5 protein-coding genes and 1 pseudogene are annotated in these 6423 nt (G+C 71.4%); 4 read left to right on the top strand and 2 right to left on the bottom strand.

All coding sequences use genetic code 11. From position 1 onward, the window contains the following. Positions 1-399 precede the first annotated feature (399 nt). On the top strand, positions 400-2004 hold the full coding sequence (cimA, locus tag C1J00_RS36030; protein WP_102913149.1) for a citramalate synthase: 1605 nt from the start codon (positions 400-402) through the stop codon (positions 2002-2004). A gap of 31 nt (positions 2005-2035) precedes the next feature. Here cimA and C1J00_RS36035 read toward each other — a convergent pair whose 3' ends face one another. After that, complete coding sequence (locus C1J00_RS36035; RefSeq protein ID WP_102913150.1) at positions 2036-2695, bottom strand: SLATT domain-containing protein; 660 nt, start codon at positions 2693-2695, stop codon at positions 2036-2038. A gap of 149 nt (positions 2696-2844) precedes the next feature. On the opposite strand from C1J00_RS36035, the gene C1J00_RS36040 reads away from it, so the two are divergent. From C1J00_RS36040 to C1J00_RS36050, 3 genes and pseudogenes are all read left to right on the top strand, one after another. After that, the gene (locus C1J00_RS36040) at positions 2845-4197 is read left to right on the top strand and encodes a hypothetical protein (RefSeq protein WP_102913151.1); all 1353 of its coding nucleotides are present in this window, start codon (positions 2845-2847) and stop codon (positions 4195-4197) included. 72 nt (positions 4198-4269) lie between these two features. Continuing rightward, positions 4270-4392 (top strand): annotated as a pseudogene (locus C1J00_RS36045) (TetR family transcriptional regulator); the annotation flags it as partial. Positions 4393-4412: 20 nt separating this feature from the next. Then, a complete protein-coding gene (locus tag C1J00_RS36050; RefSeq protein WP_102913152.1) occupies positions 4413-4991 on the top strand; it encodes a YdeI/OmpD-associated family protein in 579 nt (192 codons plus the stop codon). A gap of 399 nt (positions 4992-5390) precedes the next feature. Here the strand turns inward: C1J00_RS36050 and C1J00_RS36055 are convergent, their stop codons facing one another. Continuing rightward, the gene (locus C1J00_RS36055) at positions 5391-5996 is read right to left on the bottom strand and encodes a YceI family protein (protein ID WP_102913153.1); all 606 of its coding nucleotides are present in this window, start codon (positions 5994-5996) and stop codon (positions 5391-5393) included. Positions 5997-6423: the final 427 nt, after the last annotated feature.

Genomic DNA, 6423 nt, shown 5'->3' on the forward strand with positions numbered 1-6423 from the left:
CCCGGCCCCCGGTCTGTGCCCGTGCCCGGCCCCCGGCCTGCGCCCTGCCCGGCGACACGTACGACACCTCGCACGTCTACGTCCGCCACATCGGGTCACCGACCGCATCCTGAGACAACCGTGAGCGAAGCGCGAGGGTTGTGCCAGACTGCCTCCGTGCTCTCGTTCGCCACGATTATTGGCAGCAGGCGCGCCGGTCCGCAGTGACCACCACGTACGACCAGGTACGGGTGGACACCGTCGTCCTCGACCCGCGCGCAGACCTCTCGCACCCGCGAGAGGTTTTTCGCATTTCTGGCCCACCCGCAGCCGGAGGCGAGAGCGCGAGGGAGTATGTGAGGGCGGTGGAGCCGGTCATTCCGGTACGACCGAGATCCCATCCTCAGGAGCCTTGAGACCATGACCGCTACCAGCGACCTCGACGATTCGTTCCACGTCTTCGACACCACCCTGCGCGACGGCGCCCAGCGTGAGGGCATCAACCTCACCGTCGCCGACAAGCTGGCCATCGCACGGCACCTGGACGACTTCGGCGTGGGCTTCATCGAGGGCGGCTGGCCGGGCGCGAACCCCCGGGACACCGAGTTCTTCGCCCGCGCCGGGCAGGAGATCGACTTCCGGCACGCCCAGCTCGTCGCGTTCGGCTCCACCCGCCGAGCCGGCACCACAGCCGACCAGGACCCGCAGGTACGGGCGCTCCTGGAGTCCGGTGCGCCGGTGATCACACTGGTCGCAAAGTCGCACGACCGCCATGTCGAACTCGCCCTGCGCACCACCCTGGACGAGAACCTGGCGATGGTCGGCGACACCGTGTCCTTCCTCAAGGAGCAGGGCCGCCGGGTCTTCATCGACTGCGAGCACTTCTTCGACGGCTACCGGGCCAACCCCGAGTACGCCAAGGCGGTCGTCCGTACGGCGTCGGAGGCCGGCGCCGACGTCGTCGTTCTGTGCGACACCAACGGCGGCATGCTTCCGGCGCAGATCCAGGCCGTCGTCTCCACGGTCCTCGCCGACACCGGCGCCCGGCTCGGCATCCACGCCCAGGACGACACGGGCTGCGCGGTCGCCAACACCCTGGCCGCCGTCGACGCGGGCGCGACGCACGTGCAGTGCACGGCCAACGGCTACGGCGAGCGCGTCGGCAACGCGAACCTCTTCCCGGTCGTGGCGGCCCTGGAGCTCAAGTACGGCAAGCAGGTCCTGCCCGAGGGACACCTGCAGGAGATGACGCGTATCTCGCACGCCATCGCCGAGGTCGTCAACCTCACCCCCTCCACGCACCAGCCCTATGTCGGCCTCTCCGCCTTCGCCCACAAGGCCGGACTGCACGCCTCGGCGATCAAGGTCGACCCGGACCTGTACCAGCACATCGACCCCGAGCAGGTCGGCAACACCATGCGGATGCTGGTCTCCGACATGGCCGGGCGCGCGTCCATCGAGCTCAAGGGCAAGGAACTCGGCGTCGACCTCGGCGGCGACCGCGAGCTGGTCGGCCGGGTGGTCGAGCGCGTGAAGGAACGCGAGCTCAAGGGCTACACGTACGAGGCGGCCGACGCGAGCTTCGAACTCCTGCTGCGCGCCGAGGTCCAGGGCGGACCACTGAGCTACTTCGAGGTCGAGTCCTGGCGCGCCATCGTCGAGGACCGGCCCGACGGCTCCCACGCCAACGAGGCCACGGTCAAGCTGTGGGCCAAGGGTGAGCGCATCGTCGCCACGGCCGAGGGCAACGGCCCCGTCAACGCCTTGGACCGGTCCCTGCGCGTGGGCCTGGAGAAGATCTACCCCCAGCTCGCCAAGCTGGAACTGGTGGACTACAAGGTCCGCATCCTGGAGGGCAAGCACGGCACCAACTCCACGACCCGGGTGCTGATCTCCACGTCCGACGGCACGGGCGAGTGGTCGACGGTCGGTGTCGCCGACAACGTCATCGCCGCCAGCTGGCAGGCACTGGAGGACGCGTACACCTACGGGCTGCTGCGCGCGGGAGTCGCCCCGGCGGAGTAGCGGCGGCCCGGCCGGGTGCCCGGGGCGCGCGTCACATCGCCGTGTCCCGGGACCGCGGTACCGGTACCTCGCCGCCCCGCTCACGGCCGGGCGTCCGGTCGAGGCGGAAGAGGCCCGCCGTGTGGGAGCGCTGGCCGGTGGCGGTGGCGGTGGAGCGGGTCAGCTCCTCGACGCCGTCGGCCAGATAGCCGACCCACGCCGTGCCCTCGTCCTCGATGATCCGCTGCGCGTCGGTCCGCAGCCGCTCGATCACCCCTAGCAGGGCGGCCTGCTCCTTGTCGCTGGGGGAGTCGGTGGTCCTCAGGAACGCCTGTGCCCAGTCGGACTGCGCCTTCTTGAGGATCTGCTGCAACGCCATCTCGGCACGGATGTAACGGGTCCAGGACGCCGAGAACCCGAAGATCCGGTCGAAGAGTACGCAGCCTGCCCCGCCGGCCAGGAACACGAAGCCCCACTCGGGCTGCACGGCCGTGGGCGCGGCCGCGTGCACCAGCGGCGTGATCGTGCCGACGATGCCCAGCAGTGTGGCCAGCGCCCGCAGCGAACGCGACCACAGCGACGGTCCCCGGCGCCGCGCCAGATACCAGCCGATCGCCGACGTCACCTCCGCCTCGGCATGCCGGTACAGCTCCCACAGCAGGTCGGCCCGCGTACGCGAGCGGTCCAGCTCGGTCAGTTCGGACACCGTCATGTCCGCAGCCCTGCGTCTTCCGAACATGCCCCTGTTACCGCCCCTCCTGGATGGCCGATGGCCGCAGGGCATCCTAGGCCCAGCCGCGGCCACAAATCCCTGCCTCGACGGATAACCCTTTCTGGGTGGTTTCGGGTAGCTTCGAACATATGAAGGCCGCACTGGTGCGTACCGTCGTACGTCTGTTGATCGTGCCGGTCGCCGCCGTACTGGCGGTGCTGCTGGCCGGTGCGCCGGGTGCGCACGCGGCCACCGACCTCTCGAAGGTCGCCCAGGAACTGCGCGAGAACCCCGTCTACGTCGATCCGGCCGCCTCCGGGCAGCTGGCGGCGTCGGACGCCGAGGCGCTCGCCGACAAGATCAAGGACGCGGACAAGCCCGTCTTCGTGGCGGTCCTCCCGGCCGGATACCCAACGCAGGACCTCTTCCGGAACCTCCGCACGGAGACCGGCGTGACGGGCCTGTACGGCATCCACCTCGGCGACCGGTTCGACGCCCGTGCCGACAGCTCGGTCATGAGCCGGCAGGCGGTGTCCAACCTGGTCACTGCGGTGCAGGACGCGGGCGACACCAAGGCCCAGCTGAACGACTTCGTCGACGACGCCCTGCGCAACGTGGGCGGCTCGGCGCCGAGCAGCTGGAGCGACGGCTCGGGCACCGACGTACCGGTCGGCGGCCTGATCACGGTCGGCGCCCTGGTCGCGGTCGGCGGCGCGGGCGCCTACGCCCGGGTCCGCCGCAACCGGCGCCGCCACGAGGAGGAGCAGCGGGCCGCGCTGGAGAGGCTGCGGGTGGTCGTCGACGAGGACATCACCGCGTTCGGCGAGGAACTCGACCGCCTCGACTTCCACCCCGGGGAGCCCGGCGCCGACGACGCGATGCGCACCGACTACGAGCGTGCCCTGGACTCCTACGAGCAGGCCAAGTCCCTGATGGCGGCCGCGGCGAAACCGGAGGACGTCCGGGCCGTCACCCAGGCCGTGGAGGACGGCCGCTTCTCCCTGGCCCGGCTCGAGGCCCGCCGCGAGGGCGGCACGCTGCCGGAGCGCCGTCCGCCCTGCTTCTTCGACCCGCGCCACGGTCCCTCGGTCGCCGACGCCACCTGGACGCCCCCGGCCGGCACCGCCCGCGAGGTCCCGGTCTGCGCGGCCGACGAGAGGCGTCTCGCCGAAGGCCGCGACCCGGCGATCCGCGAGGTCGACACGGACCACGGCCGCCGCCCCTACTGGGAGGCCGGACCGGCGTACGGCCCCTGGGCCGGCGGCTACTTCGGCGGCGGCCTGCTGCCCGGCCTCCTCGTCGGCACCATGCTCGGCAGCATGATGGCGGCCCCCGCCTACGCGTCCGACTACGGCTCCGGCTACGGCGACTTCGGCGGCTACGAGGGCGGCGACGTCTCCGGCGCGGACTTCGACACCGGCGATTTCGGCGGCGGTTTCGGTGGCGGGGACTTCGGCGGCGGCGACTTCGGCGGTGGCGGGGACTTCGGGGGCGGATTCTGATTCGGTCAGGACCCGGGCGGCCGGGTCGACCGGGTGCACCGGTTCTCCGCCAGGCGGACCGCGACGAGCGGGACGCTGATGCTCCTGCCCGAGGGCGCCCTGGTCGCCCATGGCCTGGGCGTCTTCCCGGACGCCATCGCCCAGGCCCGCGAACAGGCGCGGCTGCTGCTCGCATGCGGACGGCTCCTGGCCTGATTCGTCCTTACGGTGATGCCATGACCACTTCCGAAGGCGCCGGCCCGCTCTCCTTCGAGACCGTGCCCGACCTGGACTCCTGGCTGACGGCACACCCGGCCCCGCACCCCGGCCTCTGGGTCAGGGTCGCGAAGAAGGGGTCGGGGGTCCCCTCCGTCACCGCCGCCGACGTCAACGACGTGGCGCTGTGCCACGGGTGGATCACCGGGCAGCGCAAGGGACTCGACGAGTCGCACCACCTCCAGCGGATCACCCCGCGACGCCCCGCCAGCCTCTGGTCCATGGTCAACGTCCGGCGCGTAGAGGAACTGACCGCCGCCGGGCGGATGCGGCCCGGCGGACTCGCGGAGGTCGCGTCCGCACGGGCGGACGGCCGGTGGGAGGCGGCGTACGCGTCCCAGAAGGAGGCCGAGGTCCCGGCCGACCTGGCGGCGGCCCTGGCCCGCAGCCCCCGCGCCGCCGCGGCCTTCGAGACCCTGGGCCGCACGGACCGCTACCTGGCGATGCTGGGCGTACTCCGCGCCAGGACGACGAGAAGCCGCGCCGCGCAGGTGACGGCGACGGTGCGGAACCTGGAGGCCCGGGCCTCGACCAGCTGAGCCGGGGCGCACCTGCGCCGGGCAGCAGCCGGGGCCTCAGGCCGCATCAGGCAAAGGGCCGGCCCGGCGCCTGCCGGCCGTCGAAACTGGCCGGCCCGGCGCCAGCAGGCCCGCGAAACGGCCGGAGTGGCACCGGCGTCCGTCCGCCGTCCGGACGGGACCGGCACCCATGCGGCACCGGGCCCTGGAAGCCGTCGGTCAGAGGGTCGACTGGGAGGTGCAACCGAAGCGTCAGATTGACGAGCGCATGACAGCGACAGGCCAAAAAGAACGTCCATGTGCTGGCATGGACTGATCAATAGCGCTGCTGGAGCATGAGAACGCCGACAGTCTCCGCACAAGAGGCGGGAACCGGCCAGGCCGGCCCGGGCTGACGTCACCGGGCCGGCCCCGCGGGGTTCACGCGTTCCGGATGGCCGAGATGTCGAAGTTGAGCTTGATCTTGTCGGAGACCAGGACGCCGCCGGTCTCCAGTGCGGCGTTCCAGGTCAGGCCCCACTCGGAGCGCAGAATTTCCGCCTTGCCCTCGAAGCCGACGCGCTCGTTGCCGAAGGGGTCCTTCGCGGCGCCGTTGAACTCGAGGTCGATGGCGAGGGGGCGGGTCGTGCCGAGGATCGTCAGGTCCCCGGTGATCCGGTAGTCGTCACCGCCGAGCGCCTCTGCCTTGGTGGAGCGGAACGTCATGGCCGGGAACTCGTCCGCCTTGAAGAAGTCCGCGCTCTTCAGGTGGCCGTCGCGGTCGGCGTTGCCCGTGCTGATGCTGTCCATCACGACGTCGATGGAGGCGGTCGACCGCGACGGGTCGCTGCCGTCGAGGTGGAGGGCGCCGGTGAAGTCCCGGAAGCCGCCCTTGACGTTGGTGACCATGGCGTGCCGGGCGACGAAGCCGATCGTCGAGTGCGCGGGGTCGATCGTGTAGTCGCCGGTCAGGGCGGCCAGCTCAGGGCTCACGGCGGCACCGGTGGCGGTGGCGGTCTGGGCGTCGTTGCGGCTGAAGATGCTCATGGTGTGTACGCCTCCTGGGTGTGATGTTGAATCTTTAACTACTCCAACGCGACCCACCGTAGACCTATTCCGTTCAATATTCAACATCTTTGCGCGTGTGTCGCCCGGTCTCCGCCGCACCCTCCCGTACCCCCGGTCGGCGCAATCGCCCTGCCCGCAGGGGTGGTCCTGCCGGATGCGGTGGGTGGCGGCCCGGAACGCGGTCGGCCCACGGAACGGGGGCCTGCCGGTGCCGTCGCACCGGGCCCGGGCGGCCCGCCGTGCGGTGGCGGCGTCCGGCGAGAGGGGGTTCCGTTTTCAGTGACCGTATGGAGACAGACGAGACCACGGCGGACGCACAGCGCAGGGGAGAGCGACTCGTGACACTCACCGGCTCCGGCTCGGCCTACGACCCACCGGCTGACCCCGCCCCGCGCCGCTCCACGGC

Origin of the sequence: Streptomyces cahuitamycinicus, assembly GCF_002891435.1 — a bacterium.
GTDB classification, from domain to species: domain Bacteria; phylum Actinomycetota; class Actinomycetes; order Streptomycetales; family Streptomycetaceae; genus Streptomyces; species Streptomyces cahuitamycinicus.